The sequence below is a fragment of the Nocardia gamkensis NBRC 108242 genome, assembly GCF_001612985.1.
Taxonomy (GTDB): domain Bacteria; phylum Actinomycetota; class Actinomycetes; order Mycobacteriales; family Mycobacteriaceae; genus Nocardia; species Nocardia gamkensis.
In genome coordinates this window covers 47,946-63,666 of sequence record NZ_BDBM01000003.1, presented here as the reverse complement: position 1 = coordinate 63,666, position 15,721 = coordinate 47,946, and the positions used below count along the sequence as shown (strand labels likewise).

Below are 15,721 nucleotides of genomic sequence, written 5' to 3'. Positions count from 1 at the left end.
CCGGTATCGTCGAACGTGCCCTGAAATCGAGGGTGAGCAAAGGAGTGCGAGTGACCACCGCGTTGACCGATCGCGATATTCTACGCGAACTCGAACCCACCGCCGAACGCCTGCTCAACGATCATCTGCGCAAGGCCAAGTCCTGGAATCCGCACGATTACGTGCCGTGGGACGACGGGCGTAATTTCGCCGCCCTCGGCGGAATCGATTGGGAACCGGGACAATCCGGACTTTCCGAAGTCGCACAGACGGCGATGATCACCAATCTGCTCACCGAGGACAATCTGCCGTCGTATCACCGGGAGATCTCGGACGCGTTCTCCGTGGACGGGGTGTGGGGCACCTGGGTGGGCCGGTGGACTGCCGAGGAGAACCGCCACGCCATCGTGATGCGCGACTATCTGGTGGTGACCCGCGCGGTCGATCCGGTGCTGCTGGAGCAGGCCAGGATGGCGCATATGACCTCCGGCTTCGCGAAACCCGACACGGAGCAAGTGTTCCTGCGTTCGGTGGCCTACGTCACACTGCAAGAGCTGGCGACCAGGATCAGCCGCCGGAATACCGGAGCGGCCTGCGAGGAACCGATCGCCGAGCGTATGCTGCAACGTGTCGCCGCCGACGAGAACCTGCATATGATCTTCTACCGGAACATCAGCGCCGCCGCTCTGGACCTCGTGCCGAACGAAGCGCTGCGCGCGATCACCACCGTGATCACCCGCTTTCAGATGCCCGGCCTGTCCCAGCCGAACTTTCGGCGTAACGCGGTGCTGCTGGCCAAGCATGGCATCTACGATCTGCGCCAGCATCTCGACGTGGTCGTGCGCCCGGTACTGCGCACGTGGCATGTCTTCGAGCGCACCGACCTGACCGGCGACGGCGAACGCGCCCGCGACGAACTGCACGCCTACCTCGAGGACCTGGAGCTGAAGGCGCGACGGTTCGAGGAGCAGCGCGAGCGCGCGGCGGCCAGACGAGCGGAACGGGCCGCTGCGGCAGGATGAGGTCGCGCGTACCGATCACCGCGGCGGCGATGGCCCTCATCGCCGCGGTCACCGCTGCCCCCGTGTTCGCCGATCCGGTGCCGCAGGCCCCGCCGCCCGCGGTGGACCCGGCCATGACCCGTACGGGGCTGCTGTCGATCGAAAAGGTCGCCGAGGGGCATGAACGGCTCTCCATCGCTTCCGCGGCGATGCGCAGGATCATCTCGGTCGACGTGCTGCGCGGCAGCGGCGAGGCGCCACGCCCGGTGTTGTATCTGCTCGACGGCGTGGACGGCGACGCCACATCGGCATGGCTGGGCAAGGGCGGCGCCGCCGAATTCTTCGCGGGCAAACCGGTCGACGTGGTGCTGACCGGCGGCGGCACCGGCAGCATGTACAGCGACTGGGTCCGCCACGACACCGCGCTGGGACTCAACCGCTGGGAGACCTTCCTCACCACCGAGCTTCCGCCGATCGTGGAATCGCTGCTGCGCACCGACGGCCGCCGCGCCATCGCCGGGGTGTCGATGGGGGCGCAGGCGGCGATGATGCTCGCCCAGCGCCACCCCGGCTGGTATCGCGCCGTCGCCGGGATGAGCGGGTGCTATTCCACCGCGGACCCGCTCGGTCACGCGGTCACCACCATCACGGTCGCCTCGCGCGGTGGCAACGTCGACAATCTCTGGGGCCCGCCGTCCTCACCGGAATGGGCCGCGCACGACAGCCTGCTGCATGCGGAGAACCTGCGTGGCACCGCTGTCTACCTCTCGGCGGCCGCCGGGCTGCCGACCGGCGCCGACCTGGTGGCGGTCGCGAACTCCCCGTCGGTCGCGGACGCGCTGCGCACCGCGGGCGGCGGCGCGGCGCTGGAGGCGGGCGCCCGTGCCTGCACCGAGCGGTTCGCCGCCCGCCTTTCCGAGCTGCGGATTCCCACGACCGTGGAGTACACCGCGGAGGGCATGCACACCTGGCCGGATTTCCAGGCCCAGCTGCCGCGGGCCTGGCGAGTACTGGCGGAGGCGCTCGGAGTGCCCACCGCGCCGTGAATCGGCGCGGAATCAGCGCGGCGCGCTCGCGTTGACATCGGTATGACCTCGGCGCTGTCCTCTGTCCGGTTCTCCGTCCTCGATCGGTCGCGCGTACGGCGCGGTCAGAGCCATCCGGCCGCGCTGCGGGAGACCGTCGAGTTCGCCCGGCTCGCCGAGGAGTGGGGCTATCACCGCTTCTGGGTGTCCGAGCACCACAGCGTGCCCGGCGTGGCGGGTTCGGCGCCGACAGTGCTGGCGGCGGCCGCGGCGGCGGCGACTTCGCGGATCCGCATCGGCACGGGCGGCGTGATGCTGCCCAATCATCAGCCGCTGGTGGTCGCCGAACAGTTCGGCGTGCTGGAATCGCTGTACCCGGGACGCATCGACATGGGGTTGGGCCGCTCGGTCGGCTTCACCGACGGCGTGCGGCATGCGCTCGGGCACGACAAGCGCGACGCGGAGGACTTCGACGCCCGGCTCGCCGAACTCCTGGCGTACTTCACCGAGGGAAGGCGGGGGGTGCACGCCTGGCCCGCCGAGGGACTGCGGGTTCCCGCGTTCCTGCTGGCGACCGGCTCCGGCGCCGAACGCGCCGCCCGTTTCGGGCTGCCGCTGGTGATCGCCCCGGCCGGCGACGAGGACCGCATGGTCGAGGCCATCGAACGCTACCGCGCCGAATTCCGTCCCGCTCTGGCCGGCGGCGAACCCTACGTGATGGTCTCCGGTTCGATCGTCATCGCCGACACCACCGCGCAGGCCCACCGGCTGCTGCTGCCGGAGGCGTGGTCCGCCGCGTACGCGCGCACCCGTGGCGAGTTCCCGCCCCTGCTGCCGCCCGCCGAGATCGAGGCACGCACCATGACCGACCGGGAGCGCCGAATCGTCGAGGAGGGGTTGCGCGGCCATCTGTACGGCACCGAGGACGAGGTCGCAGACCACCTCGAGCGGCTGGTGACCAGGACGGGCGCGGCCGAGATCCTCGTGCACACCAGCACTTACGATCGCGCGGCGCGGCTGGATTCGCATCGCCGCCTGGCGCTGCTCACCGGTCTGTCGCCCGACCGCGCAGACCGCGATCGCGCGGACGCGCGGTCCGGCCGGGCCGCCTGATCCCGGCTATCGCCTACGGGAAGAGCACTTCGGCGGCGGCGTAGCCGAACAGTCTGCGTCCCTCGGCGCGCGCGTCGACCGCGATGGTCGCCCGCCGCTTGCGCGCATCGATCGAGGTGATCCGGCCGCGGAAGTGGATCGTGCCCGCCCCCAACGACGGTATCCGCAGGTGATGGGTGTTGTGCGCGAATTGCGCGCGGAAACGGGTGACCGCCGCGGGATCACCGAGCCAGGAACTCAGGAACGAGGTGGCCAGCCCGAGTTTCAACATGCCGGGCGCGACCACGGTCGGCAGGCCGCTGGCGACGGCGACGCGTTCGTCGAACAGCACCGGATTGGATTCGCCGGTCACGCCGGCGTAGTTGACCAGGTCGCCACGGGACAGGCGCATGGTGCGAACGGGCAGCTCGGTGCCCACCGCCAGGTCTTCGAAATCCACACGCGTGCGCGGTATCCGGGTGTCCGGCGTCGGTGCGAGATAGTCCACCGCGGCCGGGACGACGGTGCTGCCGGCAGCCGGCTCCTCGGGGCAGCGATGACCCATGGCGACTTTGCGCGCCGCATCGGCCGATCCGGGATCACGCTCGCCGACGTGCGCGAGCAGCGCGCTGGAACCGGTCTGCACCACGGCCCCGTGCTGATCGATCAACACACTCTTGATCGCGAGGACGTCGTAGTCGCCGAAGTGCCGGAACGATTCGAAATAGATGTCGCAGGTCAGCCGATCACCGGCCACCAACGGCCTGCCGAAGTCGAAGACCTGGTCCGCGTGCAGAATCCGGGTCGGGTCGTAACCGGTGATCAGCTTGTCCAGTATTTCGCGATGCACCCTGGTGAGAATGATCGAGCTGAACGTCGCGGGCGCGATGAGTCCGGAAAAGCCGAGTTCGGCCGCGGCGGCCTCGCTTCGATGCGCCGGATGGGAATCCTGGACGGCGCGGGCGAATTCACGGATCTTTTCCCGTTCCACCTCGTAGCGAAGAGTGGAACGGTAACGATGGTCGACCAGCGACATCGCCTGTTCGGCGGGATTCACCGCGGTCTCGTTCATGGTTGCTCCTGTATTGCGAAACGGTAATCGACGGCGGCATCCCGTCAGGGCAGCGGACCGAACCGCCAGAGTGCGGGCGGCACCTGCTCGGGGGTCACGGTGCCGACGACGTCCACCCCGGCGTCGTGGAAGGTGCCCACCGCCCGGTCCATGTGGTCGGCCGACGTGATCACCACGGCGTCGCGTGCGCCGATCGCGCGCATGATCGTGGCCGAGCGCACGGCGTTCTGCGCGGTCGTGTCGGCCTCCGGCTCGAGCTCGATCCTGGCGGGCGGGACGCCGCGGGCGATCAGCCAATCGGCCATCGCCCGTGCCTCGGTGACGCCGTTGCGCGCGTTGCCGCCGGTCACGATGATCGGTGAGAAGGGCGCCAGCAGCGCCTGCGCGTATCCGGCGTGCAGACGATCGATCAGTTCCGGGCGCATGCCGCCGTCGGGCAGTAATCCGTAGCCGAGCACGACGATGGCGGTGACCGGCCCGCGCACCGTCGGCGTCGGGGCGGGGAAGAGGGCGAACGGCGCGGTGATCGAGGGGCTCGCGTCGGCGGAGCCAGGGCCGTCCGCGGCGGCGTGCGGAGGGTTGGTCAGCGCGGCGGTGACAGCGAACGCGCCCAGCACGGTGCGGGCGAGGGTAACCATGGTGGCGGACACGGGATCTCCCAGTGGTTAGCCACCGGATGGCCACCGATGGCTGGGTTCAGCGTCCATCCATGATGCGGCCGTCGGCCGTTGCGGAACCGTAATCGCCTGGTGATCTGGAAAATTCACCGTTTCGGCGCCATCGGCTTGTGCCGGCCGACCTATTCGCCGAATTCATGAAAATGCCCTTTTCGCGTACTTTGTGCCGTCTCCCTAGCCGTGGCCGAACGCATTCGTGAGGTCTCCAGATCCAGCTCTTCCGCATAGGCCGTCCCGTTTTCCGGTTCTAGCGTTGGCGCAGCTTCGGTGCCGTCTACCAGCGAGAACGGCGCCGGTCGTCGAACACCGTGGTTCTGCAGGAAGGCAAATCATGAAACGAAGTACCTACGGGCGATCGTCCTTGGCGGCGGTGCTGCTGAGCGTTTCGGTGCTCGCCGTCGGTGCGTCCGGCGCGAACGCGGCGCCGGAGGCTCAGCCCACCGAACAGCAGTTGGCCGACTACATCGCGGCGGGCCGCACGGCCGCGCCGGTGGCGGATTCGGGCAGTGCGGGCACCGGCTCGGCCTGCACCTCGGGCAGCGGCGCCGGGTCGGGCAACGGATCCGGGGACTGCTACGGCGGATCCGGCAGCAGCTCGGGATCCTCCGGCGGATACGCCAGCGACACCGTGGGTTACGGTCCGCCGATGACCTCGTGGCTGGCCGCGTTCGGCTACGGGTTGACCCATCCGGACGTCGCCCCGCCGGGTGCCAACGACTGGAGCTGCAAGCCGACCGCCGAGCACCCCCGCCCGGTGGTGCTGGTGCACGGCACCTGGATGAACGCCTACAACGGCTTCGCCTTCATGGGCCAGCCCATCAAGGACGCGGGCTTCTGCACCTTCACCTTCAACTACGGCCGGTCCAACCTGCTCGAGGGCGGCGGTCTCGGATCGGTGCTGCCCGGGGTGATGGGCACCGGCTACATCCAGGACTCGGCCAAGCAGCTGGCCACCTTCGTCGACCGGGTGCTGGCCGCGACCGGGGCGTCGGAGGTTGACCTCGTCGCGCATTCGCAGGGCGGGTCGATGTCGAACTGGTACACCAAGTTCGAAGGCGGCGCGGCCAAGGTGAAGAACCTGATCACCTACGGCGCCACGCATCACGGCACCAGTCTGGACGGCATCGGTGCGCTGGGCCGGGCGATCAACAACTTCGGCATCGACATCCTCGGCTTCATCGAGATCTTCGTCGGGCACGCGGGCATCCAGCAGACGATCGGCTCGGACTTCGTCAACAAGCTCAACGAGAACGGCGACACCGTCTCCGGGGTCGACTACACCGTGGTCGGCACCCGCTACGACGAGATCACCAATCCCTACGATCTGACCTTCCTGAAGCCGGCGCCCGGCGTCACGGTGCAGAACATCACGCTGCAGGACGGATGCGAACAAGACGTGTCCGACCACCTCACGATGATGTACTCACCGCGGGCGCTGTCCATCGCGCTGCGCGCGCTGGACCCGGCCGGCCATCCGAATCTGGAGTGCACCTTCAACCCGTGGTTGCTCGGCGGCGGGGGCTCGCTGTGATCACCGGATGACCTGCTCCCGTCGAGCGGCGTGGCTTGTGCCCCGACTCCGCCCGCCTGCTCGACGGGAGCACCGGCCGCCACGCGTTTCTGCCCGCCGGACGGGATCTCTCAACCCGCCCCTGTCCGGCGCGTACGTCCCCGGCGCGCGGCGGTATGCCCACCGAGTGGCCCTCGCACCCGCTGCTCGGTGGGCATCGGCGTGTTCCGCGACGTTCCGTTCCGTGCACTATCGCCAACATTGGCAATCGACAATGTCCTTCAGCGCCATAAGGTTGACCGACCTGATGTTCGTCCGAACCGCTTTGTGCCCGAACAGGAGCCATGCATGCTGGTATCCGGTTCCACGCGCAGATCCTTCTTGCGCGCGGCGGGCTTCGGCGCGGCGGCCTTGTCCGCCGCCTGCACCGGATTCGCCACCAGCGGAAACGGCGGAATGATCTTCCTGTCCACGCAGTTCCGTCCGGCCGACGAGGCCGAACGGTTCCGCGGCCTGCTCGCCGATGCCGCACCCGGCGTCGGTTACGTGACCATCGAAGAGAGCCCGTTCGCGAGCCAGGTCCGCAGCCAGGTCGACGCGGGAGCGACGCAGATCGGCCTGCTCGGCGGCCTGCACGGCGACATCGCGCCGCTCGCCGACGGCTATTTGCAAGACCTCACCGGATTGGTCGCCGACCTCGGCCCCCGCGGCTGGCCCGCCGCCTACCTGGAACTGGCCAGGGTGGGCACCGACCGCACGTGGTACATCCCGTGGGCCACGGCGAGTTATGTCCTTGCCGCGCATGCGGAGGCGCTGGAGCATCTGCCGTCCGGCGCCGACGCCGCGTCGCTGACCTATGACCAGTTCCTGGACTGGGCCATCGCCGCGCGCCGCGCCAACGGCAATCGTCCCGTGCTGGGCCTGCCCGCGGGACCCAAGGGCCTGCTGCACCGCTTCGTCCAGGGCTTCTTGCTGCCCTCGTTCACCGGCAGGCAGATCACCACCTTCCGCTCGAACGAGGCTGTGACGGCGTGGCGATACCTGCGTGAGCTGTGGGCGAACTGCGTTCCGGCGAGTACGAACTTCGACTTCATGCAGGAGCCGCTCGACAGCGGCGAAGTGCGCTTGGCGTGGGACCACGTCGTGCGCGTGGTCCACGCCCCCGAGCGCGACCCGCGCAACTGGCGGATGCTTCCCGCGCCCCGTGGCTCGCACGGACTCGGTTACATGGCCGTGATCGCCGGACTCGCGATTCCCGAGGGCAGCCCGGACCCCGAACTGGCGCAGCGGACGATCAGCACGCTCACCCGCCCGGACACTCAACTGCGGCTGCTGCGTTCCAACGGTTTCTTCCCGTCGGTCGACACGGCGATCCCGGGCGACCTGCCACCGGCCATCCAGCTGGAGGCCGACGCGGTGCGCAGGCAGCAAGAGGCGCCCGGCGCCATTCTTTCGCTGCCACCGGTGGGTCTCGGACAGCGTGAAGGCGAGGTGAGCAAGGTTTTCAAAGACAGTTTCCGCTCGATCGTGCTCGACGGAGCCGATATCCGCGCCACGCTGGATCAGCAGGCTCGGGTCCTGCAAGGCATCCTCGACGACCTGAAGGTGCCGTGCTGGGCTCCGGATCCCGCCGCCGAACTCTGCCGGGTGGGCTGACCGTGATGTCGCGACTGCGCTCCCCGTGGATGCTGCTGCTGCCCTCGATCGTCCTGATGGCGGCGCTGTTCGGCTGGCCGCTCGTGCAGGGCGTGCTCGAGGCGTTCCGTGGCGACGACGGACTCACCCTCGCCAACTGGGAGCGACTGTTCGACGATCCCTACATCTTCACCGCACTGCGCAACACGGTCCTGCTGATCGTGATCGTCGTGCCGATCCAGCTCGCGCTCGCCGTCGGCATGGCGCTGCTCATGCAGGCGCGGCCGCGGTTCGCCGGCGGCCACTTCTACCTGTGGTGCCTGCCGCTGGCGATCTCCGAATTGGCCGCGGGCCTGGTCTGGCTGTCCATTTTCGACAACCGCGGCTATCTGAACTCCTTGCTGGTCGGCCTCGGAGTCTCCGACGACGGCGTGCACTGGCTCGGCTACCAGAACGCGGGCACGATGCTGCTGGCCGTGGTGGTGGCGGAGGTCTGGCGCGCGACGTCGCTGGTGTTCGTGATCGTGGTGGCGGGCGTGCAGATGATCCCGCGCGACTACGACGAGGCCGCGCAGGTGTTCGGCGCGAACTTCTGGCAGCGGCTGCGGCACGTGACGCTGCCGCTGCTCGGGCCGAGTCTGCAGGTGGCGCTGATCCTGCGGACCATCCTGGCCCTGCAGGCGTTCGCCGTGGCGCAGGCATTGACCGGGCGGGACTTTCCGCTGCTGGTGGGCGAGACCTACGAGTGGTACGCCAATCTGCAGAATCCCGCGGTCGCCAGCGCTGTCTCGCTGATCGTGCTCGCGATCTCGCTCGCCACCGCGGCCTTCTACCTGCGGGCGGTCCGGCAGCCGGAGCAGACGCGATGAACCCGGACAGCGCACCGTCGCGCGCACTGCCACCCGTCGATCGCGCGCCGCTGCGCAGGCGGCGCAGGCGCGCGGTGTGGGTGCAGGTGGCCTGCTCGGCCGTGAGCCTGTTCATGGCGTTGCCGATCGTTCTCATCGGCCTCGCCGCGGTTTCCTCCCGCGAGGCGCTCAACGAGTTCCCGAAGCCGCTGATCCCCAGCGATTTCTCCACCGAAACGCTGGTCGCGTTCTTCCGGGCGACGGGAACCGCCCCCGCACTGGGCAACTCGGTGCTGGTCGGCCTCTACACGGTGTTCTGGTCCCTGGTGATCGGCGCGCCCGCGGGATATGCGCTCGCGCGCCACGCGTTTCGTGGCAAAGACACCTATCAGGTCTTCATCCTCTTCGTGCGCGCCTTGCCGATCGTGGTGCTCTCGGTGCCGCTGGCCACGATGTTCCTGCGCGTCGACGTGTACGACACGGTGCTGGCCGTGACGCTGGTACACACCACGCTCGCTTTGCCGACCACCGTGCTCATCACGGCGAGCATCTTCGTCGCGGTGCCGCCCGATCTGGAGGAGGCGGCCCAGGTCTTCGGATGCGGCCGCTGGCAGGCCGCGCGCCGGATCGTGGTGCCGCTGGCGCTGCCGGGGCTGGCCGCGTCCTCGATCTTCACGTTCGTCCTGTCGTGGAACGAGATCCTCGGCGCGACGATCGTGACACTCGGGCACCGCACGCTGCCCGCGCAGGTGCTCACCGCGCTGGACGAGGCGTCGACGGCGTACCGCTTCGCGGGCGGCTTCGCGTTGATCATCCCGGCGCTGGCGTTCATCTTCGTGATGCGGCGCTACCTGGTGAACATGTGGGGGACGACGCTGCGATGACAGGGGTTCGCTGATGGCTGAAGTGGTGGTCCGGGATCTGGCGAAAACCTATCCCGGCGGTACGGCGCGCGCCACCGACGAGGTCTCACTGGAGATCTCCGACGGTGAGTTCATGGTGCTGCTCGGACCGTCCGGCTGCGGCAAGACCACCTTGCTGCGCATGATCGCCGGGTTGGAGCTGCCGGACTCGGGTCAGATCGTGATCGGCGGTAAGGACGTCACCTATCTCGAGCCGCGGCGGCGCAATCTGTCCATGGTGTTCCAGTCCTACGCCGTGTTCCCCAACAAGAAGGTCGCCGACAACATCGGTTTCGGCCTGCGCGTGCACGGCGTGCCCGCCGACGAGATCCGTCGCAAAGTCGCATGGGCCGCGGAGTTGTTGCAGCTCACGCCCTACCTGGACCGCTACCCGGCGCGGCTGTCGGGCGGGCAGCGCCAGCGCGTCGCGGTAGCGCGTGCGATCGTGATGGACGCCGACGTGCTGCTCATGGACGAGCCGCTGTCCAACTTGGACGCGCTGCTGCGGCTGTCGTTCCGGGCCGAGCTGAAACGACTCGTCGCCGAACTCGGCACCACCACGATCTACGTCACCCACGACCAGATCGAGGCGCTGTCGCTGGGCAACCGCGTCGCCGTGATGCGCGCCGGGGCGATCGTCCAGTGCGGCCCGCCCACCGAGGTCTACGACGACCCCGCCACCGAATTCGTCGGGGGCTTCCTCGGCAGCCCGCCGATGAACTTCCTCACCGGCACCGTCGCCGCCGGAGCAGCCGGGCCGCGCATCGACCTGGGCGGGCAATCGCTCGCCGTTCCTCCCGAGCTGTCCTCCTTCCAGGGCAAGACGTTACGGCTCGGCATCCGCCCCGAGGCCGTCGTGCTGGCCGACGGCCCAGCGGACGCGACAGTGCGGGCCGAGCTCGAAGTGCTCGAGCCGCTCGGCTCCTCGACCCTGCTCACCACCCGCCTCAGCGGGCAGACGGTGAAAGTACAAGCGCCGCCGGGCTTCCGCGCCGCCGAGGGCGGCACAGCGAATCTGCACCTGCCTCCCGGAGCATGCCGCTGGTACGACCCGGAAACCGGAATGCTCCTGCCGGTCGGGTGAGCACCGAACTGTCCGCCTTGCACTAGGCGGATGTGGGTTCGGCCGACGGTGCGGCAGGCTCGGGCAACCGGACCGAGGCGGGCTGTGTGAGCCCGGCCGGCGGGGTCGGCAGGTGCAGTTGACGCCGTAGCGCGCGATCAGTGCGGCGGTCTCGGACGGTTCGGCAGTGCCGAAGACGTACCGGTCCGGGCGCAGCAGGACCACTCCGCCCGGACGCAACCGGGCGCGGCGGAACCAGCGCACCAGCGCGCCGGTGTGGTCTTCGATGTCGGTGAGGTCGCCGCGGCCGTCGCCCGGTTCGCCCTGCGGGCGGCCGCCCAGCGGGTAGACCGTCACGAAGCGGGTGTCGAGGGCGCGCAGAACGTCCAGGTCCGCGGGGGAGAAGGCGCGGCGTGGGTCGGACCCGTAACCCAGGACGGCGAAACCGAGGCCGAGCGTGTCGTCGAGTCGCTGGTGCCTGCCCTGGTACGTGCGGATCTCGGGCTGGGGCGCGAGTCTGCCCTGAACTCCGCGGATCAGCGGGCGAGGCAGGCCCAGCTAGGCGCCGCGGCGGAAGCGCGGGGCGGGCTTGATCTTCGCCTGGCGGATCCATCCACCGAGGCTCGGTGGCGATGCCTTTCGGGCCGGGAAGCGCCACAGGCGTTCCACCCCGCGCAGCGCGGTCTGCTCGGCGGTGCCTCCTCGATCGGCACGCCGCGGTCGCCGACCCGGACCATCCGCCCGGCCTCGACTCCGTTGTCAGTGCTTGGCACGGCCACCTCCACAGCTCTAGTGATGAAATCATCAGTCACGATGGAGGAATCTGTCAACCCGATATTGAGGATTCGATCAGAACCTGCTTTGCCTCGCGAATCGTAACTGACTGATCCCTCAGTTATGATTTCTCTAGAACGAACAGGAAAGGTCTGATGACTGCCGAACCAGTGGTGCGTACCCGCACCGATCGCCGCCGTGAGCGCACCCGCAACGCCCTGCTCGGTGCGGCGCGCAAGTTCCTGTCCGAAGGGCGATCGGTGGTGAGCATCCAGGAGATCACCGAGGCCGCCGACGTGGGATTCGGCTCGTTCTACAACCATTTCGAGTCCAAGGACCAGCTCTTCGACGAGGCGGTCCGCTCGGCGCTGCAGGTCTACAGTGAAATGCGCGACAAGATCGTGGCCCTCTACGAGGACCCGGCCGAAGTGTTCGCCGTGAGCTTCCGGATGACCGGTCGATTGCAGCGGCGCATCCCGGAGATGGTGCGTGTGGTGCTCAACTCCGGCATGGCCGTGATGCTGCTCGACGAGGGCCTCGCGCCACGCGCCCGCCGCGACATCCGCGCGGCCCAGGAGGCGGGCCGATTCGAGCCGATGGATCCGGACCTGGCTGTCATGGCCGCCGGTGGTGCGATGCTGGGGCTGCTGCAACTGCTCGATGCCGACCCGTCCGCCGACGCCGACGCGCTGTCGGACGAGATGACCTACCGCATCCTGCGCATGTTCGGGATGAACAAGCGGACCGCGCAGCGTCTCAGCTCCGGCGACCTTCCCGACATCCCGCAGCTCTGAGCGGCGCGCCCAGCCGCCGCCTCGAACTCGTGCCACGCCTGGAGCAGCCGGGCCCGGCGCCGGTCGCGGAGGATCGTCGTCGAGCAGCCCCGGTCAGGCGCCTTTCGCCCGAGCCCAGGCTGTCAGCTGCCTTCCTTTTGTACGTCCCTCCTCCAATCTTCACTGGCTGTCGGCTCGTGCCACACATGTGGCGACATTCCGTCGAGTATCTGCACGGGTCGGCGTTGTTGAAGGCGTCGACGTATCGGAGCACCACCGTTGTCGGGTCGTCCGGGCTGTTCACAACGAGCCTCCTCGCCGGGCTGGTCGTGGTCATTTCATGGTGGCGAGGTTGTGCCAGAGGTGTTCGAGGCTGTCGGTGCCGCCGAAGAGCGTGGTGAAGTTGGTGGAGTCGATGAGCACGATGTCGCCGGTGCGTCGCCCGGTGGGCGGCATCCAGATCAGGGCGTTGAATTCGGTGTTGCCCGCGGTGGTGAAGGGGTGGGGGCGGGTGGGGTCGACGCGCTGGCGGGCCAGCACACGGAGCGAGTCGTCTTCGGGTGCGGTGAGTTGGTAGTGCGGCAGATGGGGATGGAAGTTGAATGTGGTGACCTGGTCGAGGAGCCGGGGTGTGTCCAGGTCGCGGTAGGCGGTGACGGGGGAGATCTGATCGGTGCCGTTCACGACCGCCGGGCGTAGGCCCCAGGTGTTGTGGATCGGCACGTCGAGCGTTTTCATCAGCGAGCGCGTGTACTGGCCGAATCGCTGCTGGCGGGGGACCAGCGGATCGCCGTGATGGCGGTATTCGATTTGCCGCTGCGCGTTGTCGTCGCTGAAGCCGACGTCGTGGTGCGGCGCGAGCAGCAGGCAGGTGCCCTCGCGTTGCAGCCACTCACCGATGGCGTCGCTCTCCTCGGGTGCGGCCTGCTGTTCGGAGAGGATGTGGTCGAGCCCGAATATCATCAGGGTGTCGGTGTCGGCCAGGATGCGTTCGTCGATGGGCAGGGTGTAACCGGCTTGGTCGATGCGCTGGAAGACCGCGACGGGATGACCGGTGGCCTCCCCGGCCAGCCGTTGGAAATCCAATGTCGAGCGGTGGAACAGTTCGAGAGTGCCTGCGATGCCTTGCAGGAAATGCGTTCTGTCGTAGTCGGGGGTCTCGTAGGCCGGCCACGTGGCGTTGCGGACTTCGGTCATCGTGGAGAAGCGGTTGTAGATTTCGGCGGGGTCGCGTTGGGCTTCCCACGGGTAACTCCACGTCCAGTAGATGCTGATCCGCCGCCGCCCGTCGGCCTTGCGCGGCATGTGGCTCTGGTTGTAGGTGCGTGCCGTCGGCAGACCGCTCATGAGGTCACCTCTGGGCTGTCTAGCCCGGCCAGGTAGCGCAGGGCGCTGATACCGGGCAGGAAGAAGTACGCGCCGCCTTTGAGCGTGGTGAACGCGGGCAGGCTCGCGAACACCCTGCGGATCGGCCGCTTCGGGACGGTGAACTCCAGGGTGCCGTCCTGGGTGCCGCAAATGGGATCGTGCTCGTTGCCGAGTTCGTGAAACGACTTGTCGTTCATCCAGACGTTCTGGGCGAACTCGAACTGGCGAACCAGGCTGGCGCAGATGATGAAGGCGGCGATACCTCGGTCCGCGCCGTCGTCGGAGGCGTCCGGTGGCAGCGCGGACCCGTAGGTGGCGCCACGACGGATCATCCTGCGCCGGTTCATATGCACCGCGGTGTCACGCGGATTGAGTCGCCGCGCGTGCGCGCCCAGCGGCACGGCATAACCGTGCGGGTCCATCTCTTTATAGTTGAAGTCGTTGTTGCGTGAGGGATCCGCACCCAGCTCGGGGTCGTCGCGGTCCGGCGAAAGCACGAGCGGGGCGCCGCTGCGCCACCGGCCCATGAGTTTGGCGGCGAGGAGTTCCTGCCCGTCGGGGGTGTCGGCGTGCTCGCGCAGGAAGTCCCGGAATGCGCCCACGTGTTCTTGCAGCCGCCGGTAGGCCATGTAGCTGCCGTTGCGGGACAAGATCTCCGGCTGCGGCTGCCCCCGGGGCGGCCCTTCCTCGTCGGGGTAGCCCAGGATGAATTCACCGGGCTGCAACGGCGCGCCAGAGCCGGGGGTCGGGTCCTCGCCGGCCCCTTCGATCGCAGGCTGGGACAACCGGTCGCGGAATCCGAAGTGGTCGTGGGCGTAGTTGAACGGCGGTGTCGCGTTCAAATCGAGAAACGACAACACGCGCACACCCGGACAGCCGACCACCAGTTTCTCGTGTTCGGTCGTGCACCGCTGCCGTTCGGCCTCGGTGCGGGCGAACAGGATTGCGATGGCATGCAGGTCGTCACCGGCCAGCCCGCCCACCCAGTTGTCGGGATGATTGGCGCCGGTGTCGCCCAGGATGTCGGCGCGGGCGGCCATGCCCTCACGGAACTCGTCGGGGAAGGTGGCAAGCGCTTGCTCCGGCACCCCGAGCGCCCGCAGCCCGTTCCAGGTGAAGGCCAGTGTGACCCAGCGCTGCGAGCTGTCCATGGTGGCGCACACGTCCGCGGCCGACTGCACCCGGTCCAGCAGCGCGGTCAACCAGGCTCGGCCCCCGGCGGGGTCGTCGAAGGACAGGAACTCATAGCGGCCGGTCACCGCTGGGGTGCGGGTCAGCAGGATGTGTTGGATATCGTCGAGTTCGAGCATGGCGCCGGTTACTGCATCTGATCGAGCATGTCGGAGAACGCCGCCTTCAACCGCAGCGCCTTCTTGATCTCCTCAGTGCTGACGTAAGGGTACTCGCCGTACTCGAGGAAACTCGGAAACTGATGTTCACGAACGAATTCGACGAACGCATCCGGATTCTCCTTCCAATCCTCCGGGAATCCCTCGAGGTTGGTGAAAACGGTGTCTATACCGGTCTGCGTGAACAGCATGACGGCGTCTTCGGTGTACTTGTCGAAATCGGTATCGAAGATGCCCTGATATTGGAAATACGGTCCGAAACCGACGTCGAACAGCAGCCACCGCAGGTAGTGCAGCCGCAGCGGTGCCAGTACGTCCGGGCTTGCGGCTACCGCGTCTTCGATCTGCTTGCCGTGCGCGCGGATGGCCTCTTCCCGGCCGGGCTTGACCTTGGCGATGATCGAGAACCCGTAGCAGGCCGGAGTTCGTGGATATATGGGACCGTATCGGCCGCGCTGCAGTTCGAAGTAGCCCTCTGCTGGAATGGCCAGCGCCGCTGGTTTGCTCCAGTCCCGATCGGCGTCCGGCATATTGTGCACCTACCTTCGCTGCGTGAGCCAGCCGAGGCCCAGAAGTCGAAAATCGTTTTCGATTCCTGACGCGGCCCGGCGTTCGCATCGCCGCGCCCGCGAAATTACGTCGGCTGGCACCCG

At 68.1% G+C, this 15,721-nt stretch carries 14 protein-coding genes and 1 pseudogene; 9 read left to right on the top strand and 6 right to left on the bottom strand.

Translation table 11 applies throughout. The features are described from left to right. Window positions 1-50: 50 nt before the first annotated feature. From NG1_RS01855 to NG1_RS01845, 3 genes are read left to right on the top strand one after another with little or no spacing between them, the layout of a single operon-like run. Window positions 51-1,001: an acyl-ACP desaturase gene (locus NG1_RS01855; protein WP_062967343.1), complete on the top strand. Its 951-nt coding sequence runs from the start codon at window positions 51-53 to the stop codon at window positions 999-1,001. Next, the gene (locus NG1_RS01850; RefSeq protein ID WP_062967341.1) at window positions 998-2,026 is read left to right on the top strand and encodes an alpha/beta hydrolase; all 1,029 of its coding nucleotides are present in this window, start codon (window positions 998-1,000) and stop codon (window positions 2,024-2,026) included. The genes NG1_RS01855 and NG1_RS01850 overlap by 4 nt, the downstream gene beginning before the upstream one ends. 42 nt (window positions 2,027-2,068) lie before the next feature. Then, the gene (locus tag NG1_RS01845) at window positions 2,069-3,118 is read left to right on the top strand and encodes an LLM class flavin-dependent oxidoreductase (protein ID WP_062967339.1); all 1,050 of its coding nucleotides are present in this window, start codon (window positions 2,069-2,071) and stop codon (window positions 3,116-3,118) included. Window positions 3,119-3,131: 13 nt separating this feature from the next. Here NG1_RS01845 and NG1_RS01840 read toward each other — a convergent pair whose 3' ends face one another. Further along, window positions 3,132-4,169, bottom strand: a complete 1,038-nt coding sequence (locus tag NG1_RS01840; protein ID WP_062967337.1) for a fused (3R)-hydroxyacyl-ACP dehydratase subunits HadA/HadB — start codon at window positions 4,167-4,169, stop codon at window positions 3,132-3,134. A 44-nt stretch (window positions 4,170-4,213) separates the two neighbouring features. Then, entirely contained in the window at window positions 4,214-4,819 is a 606-nt protein-coding gene (locus NG1_RS01835; RefSeq protein ID WP_062967335.1) for a YdcF family protein, read from the bottom strand. Window positions 4,820-5,177: 358 nt separating this feature from the next. On the opposite strand from NG1_RS01835, the gene NG1_RS01830 reads away from it, so the two are divergent. The 5 genes from NG1_RS01830 to NG1_RS01810 all read left to right on the top strand — a co-directional run bounded on the left by NG1_RS01830 (window position 5,178) and on the right by NG1_RS01810 (window position 10,825). Beyond that, a complete protein-coding gene (locus NG1_RS01830; protein ID WP_062967333.1) occupies window positions 5,178-6,377 on the top strand; it encodes an esterase/lipase family protein in 1,200 nt (399 codons plus the stop codon). Between the two features lie 327 nt (window positions 6,378-6,704). After that, on the top strand, window positions 6,705-8,012 hold the full coding sequence (locus tag NG1_RS01825; protein WP_062967331.1) for an ABC transporter substrate-binding protein: 1,308 nt from the start codon (window positions 6,705-6,707) through the stop codon (window positions 8,010-8,012). A gap of 5 nt (window positions 8,013-8,017) precedes the next feature. Next, a complete protein-coding gene (locus NG1_RS01820; protein WP_062967721.1) occupies window positions 8,018-8,860 on the top strand; it encodes a carbohydrate ABC transporter permease in 843 nt (280 codons plus the stop codon). Then, window positions 8,857-9,723, top strand: a complete 867-nt coding sequence (locus tag NG1_RS01815) for a carbohydrate ABC transporter permease (RefSeq protein ID WP_062967329.1) — start codon at window positions 8,857-8,859, stop codon at window positions 9,721-9,723. Before NG1_RS01820 ends, NG1_RS01815 begins: the two co-directional genes overlap by 4 nt. Before the next feature lie 13 nt (window positions 9,724-9,736). Further along, window positions 9,737-10,825, top strand: a complete 1,089-nt coding sequence (locus NG1_RS01810) for an ABC transporter ATP-binding protein (RefSeq protein WP_062967327.1) — start codon at window positions 9,737-9,739, stop codon at window positions 10,823-10,825. A 141-nt stretch (window positions 10,826-10,966) separates the two neighbouring features. Here NG1_RS01810 and NG1_RS39295 read toward each other — a convergent pair. Next, a pseudogene (locus NG1_RS39295) lies at window positions 10,967-11,341 on the bottom strand (bifunctional 3-(3-hydroxy-phenyl)propionate/3-hydroxycinnamic acid hydroxylase); the annotation flags it as partial. Between the two features lie 392 nt (window positions 11,342-11,733). Here NG1_RS39295 and NG1_RS01800 point away from each other — a divergent pair. Then, window positions 11,734-12,372 carry a TetR/AcrR family transcriptional regulator gene (locus tag NG1_RS01800; RefSeq protein WP_062967323.1) on the top strand — a complete coding sequence of 213 codons (639 nt, stop codon included), beginning with the start codon at window positions 11,734-11,736 and terminating at the stop codon, window positions 12,370-12,372. Window positions 12,373-12,684: 312 nt separating this feature from the next. Here NG1_RS01800 and NG1_RS01795 read toward each other — a convergent pair whose 3' ends face one another. From NG1_RS01795 to NG1_RS01785, 3 genes are read right to left on the bottom strand one after another with little or no spacing between them, the layout of a single operon-like run. Continuing rightward, window positions 12,685-13,698 carry a hypothetical protein gene (locus NG1_RS01795; RefSeq protein ID WP_062967321.1) on the bottom strand — a complete coding sequence of 338 codons (1,014 nt, stop codon included), beginning with the start codon at window positions 13,696-13,698 and terminating at the stop codon, window positions 12,685-12,687. Then, window positions 13,695-15,029: a Dyp-type peroxidase gene (locus NG1_RS01790; RefSeq protein WP_062967318.1), complete on the bottom strand. Its 1,335-nt coding sequence runs from the start codon at window positions 15,027-15,029 to the stop codon at window positions 13,695-13,697. Before NG1_RS01790 ends, NG1_RS01795 begins: the two co-directional genes overlap by 4 nt. Before the next feature lie 8 nt (window positions 15,030-15,037). After that, the gene (locus tag NG1_RS01785; RefSeq protein ID WP_062967316.1) at window positions 15,038-15,598 is read right to left on the bottom strand and encodes a hypothetical protein; all 561 of its coding nucleotides are present in this window, start codon (window positions 15,596-15,598) and stop codon (window positions 15,038-15,040) included. Window positions 15,599-15,721 lie beyond the last annotated feature (123 nt).

Excerpts from the sequence above, each read along its gene's own strand:
- NG1_RS01850 (WP_062967341.1), top strand. The coding sequence starts at position 998 with ATGAGGTCGCGCGTACCGATCACCGCGGCGGCGATGGCCCTCATCGCC.
- NG1_RS01845 (WP_062967339.1), top strand. The coding sequence starts at position 2,069 with ATGACCTCGGCGCTGTCCTCTGTCCGGTTCTCCGTCCTCGATCGGTCG.
- NG1_RS01840 (WP_062967337.1), bottom strand. The coding sequence starts at position 4,169 with ATGAACGAGACCGCGGTGAATCCCGCCGAACAGGCGATGTCGCTGGTC.
- NG1_RS01830 (WP_062967333.1), top strand. The coding sequence starts at position 5,178 with ATGAAACGAAGTACCTACGGGCGATCGTCCTTGGCGGCGGTGCTGCTG.
- NG1_RS01825 (WP_062967331.1), top strand. The coding sequence starts at position 6,705 with ATGCTGGTATCCGGTTCCACGCGCAGATCCTTCTTGCGCGCGGCGGGC.
- NG1_RS01820 (WP_062967721.1), top strand. The coding sequence starts at position 8,018 with ATGTCGCGACTGCGCTCCCCGTGGATGCTGCTGCTGCCCTCGATCGTC.
- NG1_RS01815 (WP_062967329.1), top strand. The coding sequence starts at position 8,857 with ATGAACCCGGACAGCGCACCGTCGCGCGCACTGCCACCCGTCGATCGC.
- NG1_RS01810 (WP_062967327.1), top strand. The coding sequence starts at position 9,737 with ATGGCTGAAGTGGTGGTCCGGGATCTGGCGAAAACCTATCCCGGCGGT.
- NG1_RS01800 (WP_062967323.1), top strand. The coding sequence starts at position 11,734 with ATGACTGCCGAACCAGTGGTGCGTACCCGCACCGATCGCCGCCGTGAG.
- NG1_RS01795 (WP_062967321.1), bottom strand. The coding sequence starts at position 13,698 with ATGAGCGGTCTGCCGACGGCACGCACCTACAACCAGAGCCACATGCCG.
- NG1_RS01790 (WP_062967318.1), bottom strand. The coding sequence starts at position 15,029 with ATGCTCGAACTCGACGATATCCAACACATCCTGCTGACCCGCACCCCA.
- NG1_RS01785 (WP_062967316.1), bottom strand. The coding sequence starts at position 15,598 with ATGCCGGACGCCGATCGGGACTGGAGCAAACCAGCGGCGCTGGCCATT.